This window comes from Algoriphagus sp., assembly GCF_024642405.1.
Classification (GTDB): Bacteria; Bacteroidota; Bacteroidia; order Cytophagales; family Cyclobacteriaceae; genus Algoriphagus.
Genome location: NZ_JAHEBC010000441.1, coordinates 1 through 2,868, shown reverse-complemented (window position 1 = coordinate 2,868; position 2,868 = coordinate 1). Strand labels below are relative to the sequence as shown.

The following is a 2,868-nucleotide window of genomic DNA, read 5'->3' as shown; positions in this document are numbered from 1 at the left end:
TTACCTTATCAAATTCTTTGAAGTTAGGAGCTATGGTTTGTACATTTTTGACAGTATTTTCCACATGACCTTTCAAATCCTGAGCATATCTGGGTACATCATAAGGAATCACATCTCCATTTGCTAATCTCAAAGCCACGAGACCAAATACCTGCGCAACTGTCCCACCCATTTTGAAACTTGGGTCAACAAACTTGCTGTAATAATAGAAATTATCATAGTTGGAATGATAAGGAGTCAAGCCTCCTGTTCCACCACCTAAGCTCGGAACTCCCACATGCATATAAAATGCAATGTGATCTGATCCTCCCCCTAGATTTCCCATTCTTGGTTCTTCATTCTTTCCAGCCCATACCTGATACACTGTCTTGGAAGAATCAGGATAGGCCACATCTTTAGCAGCATCCATGATGATCTTTTTCAAAGTAGGGGCAGCAGAAGCACCAAAATTTCTACCATTTACTCCTCCGTCAAAATTCATATATGCAACAGCATTTGCCTTCAATTCATCTCTCATTTGCTCTACCCATTCAGTAGAACCCATCACTCCTTGTTCCTCAGCATCCCAATGTCCTATCATGATAGATCTCTCGGGACCATTTCCTTCTTCTACCAATTTACCTATTGCCTGGGATAGTGTCAGCAACATGGCTGTTCCTGAATTAGGATCTGTTGCACCAAAACTCCATGCATCAAAATGAGCTCCTAGAATAATCCACTCATCAGGGTATTTGGAACCTTTGAATGTACCCACAACATTATTGGCTCTGATAAAATCTACCGGCTGGTCTACCATCACACGAACCTTGAGTTCTTCGCCACCTTCGATTTTATAATCAAAATCTAAACCTCCCTGCCAAGCTTCCGGAACAGCTTGCCCTTTCATTCTTGATAGAATTTCTTTTGCTGCACCATATCCAATGGGCGTCACAGGAATCGTATGAAAAGCTACATCTTTAGGATCCAAACGATCTACTTTAACTGGGCCATCCAAAGGCAAAGCAGGTTCGTTAGGCGTTAATGGATCACCGGTCCAGTCTAAAGTCAACATAGACCCTCTTTGAATGGTAGTTTCGTTGTAGTATGGGCCATCTGGATACACATCACCTTTTGTGAAGCCATTGTCCTTAGGATCTGTAAAAACTACTAATCCAATGGCTCCTGCCTCTTCTGCATACTTGGCTTTATAGCCACGGAAATTTCCTCCATATCGAGCGATGACAACTTTGCCTGTTAAGTCTATACCCATTTCTTTTAGCTTCGCAAAGTCTTCTCGTGTTCCATAGTTTACATAAACTACTTCTGCGGTGACGTCCCCAGAACCGGAGAATGCATTAAACCCTAAATACAATCTATCATCTGAAGTAAATGGATCTTCATCCAAAATAGCTTCTTGCTGTGAAAGAGTCATTTTCACCGGAGAAACAATTTCTAGATGTGATTCTCCCGGATGATTTGGCAGGTAAACATCATAAGGATATAAAGTAACATCCATACCAGCATCAGACATGATTTTAGCCATGTACTGTTGTACAAGTTCATTTTCGGGTGTTCCAGCAATGTGCGGGTTTTTGGTAATTTCTTTCAGGTGTAATTTGAAGCTTTCAAAATCAACAGCCTTGAGAAATTCGCTTTCAATAGTTTTCTGTTTTTCAAGATTGCTTTGGAAAAACCCATCCTGCGCCTGAGCTGAAATAGCCATGGCCAAGGTTCCCAATACCAGGGATTTTTTTAGATTAAATTTTAGTTTACTCATTGGTCAAAAATTCGGAAACGGAGATTACCCCGTCAGATTGTTTGTTGATGATTCTTTTGGTTCTTAGATATCGATTGAGTTCATACTCATCGTAATTTGAGCTATTTGGGTCAAAACTTGATATTCTTACTCGTCCGCGGCTATGGATAAATTCTCCATTTCCTATCCACATGCCTACATGGACTACTCTTTCTTTTTTCTCTTCGGTAGCTTTTTCACCGAAGAAAAGTAAATCTCCTACTTCCAACTTTTCCCAGTTCTTTTCAGTATCAATTTCTTCCCCTTCATTTACCTGTTGAGAGGCATCTCTAGGGATGATTTGTCCATTGAGGAAATAGATGGTTTTAGTAAATCCACTACAATCTACACCTTTAATGGAAGTTCCTCCCCATAAATAAGGTACACCCATCATCTGCTTGGCGGTGGAGATTAATTTTTCTGGGGAAGTGCTTCGAGTCGCAATCCAATCTTCAAAAAGCATAGTCGAACCAGACGGAATATAGCCAAGTCTTCCATCAGGTAGAGCAACTTCAAGATAAATACCGGTTTCACCTTCTAACGTCAGGATATCTCCAGCAACTAGGTCTGACACCATTTCCTCCTCTTCCGGTGATTTCCAAACATGTCCATTCAATTCTGTATAAACTACTTTAGGCTTACTATGCCAATCCTCCAATTCTTCGGGACTCATTAATTGGATGCCTGCACGATCTACCCAAGAGAGATATCCGTCAGGAGTTTGTACCAAAAACCATCCGTCTGATTCTTTCAGTACATTGAGGGGAGTTCCCATTAAAGCCTGAGTCGCTAATTCTGCAGAGTGTCTAGGATTGGACCTAATATTGGCAACAGAAATAGTAACCAAAGCTTTTGTCTGATCTTCTAATTCCGAATCTGGCAATTGCTTTACTGCATTGGTAAACTTGATTTCTTTTTGATTCAAATCTGCTATGAGATTTGCCAGCCCTTCGATTTGATCAGTTTCTCCTTTTAGAGAATCATTTTCAAACTGAATATCCCATAGCGCCACTCTTTTATCTGGAGCTATTTCGCTTCTGTAATTTTCTATCAACTCTAGGACTTCCTGATTTCGATTTTCCTGACAGGATAAA

The 2,868-nt window shown here is 40.5% G+C and carries 2 protein-coding genes; both read right to left on the bottom strand.

Annotated features, from left to right (window positions below):
• Positions 1–1,756: M28 family peptidase (locus Q0L68_RS19065; protein WP_296705839.1), on the bottom strand; the 1,756-nt coding region annotated here is incomplete at its 3' end.
• Positions 1,749–2,868: C40 family peptidase (locus Q0L68_RS19060; RefSeq protein WP_296705838.1), on the bottom strand; the 1,120-nt coding region annotated here is incomplete at its 5' end. The genes Q0L68_RS19060 and Q0L68_RS19065, both read right to left, overlap by 8 nt.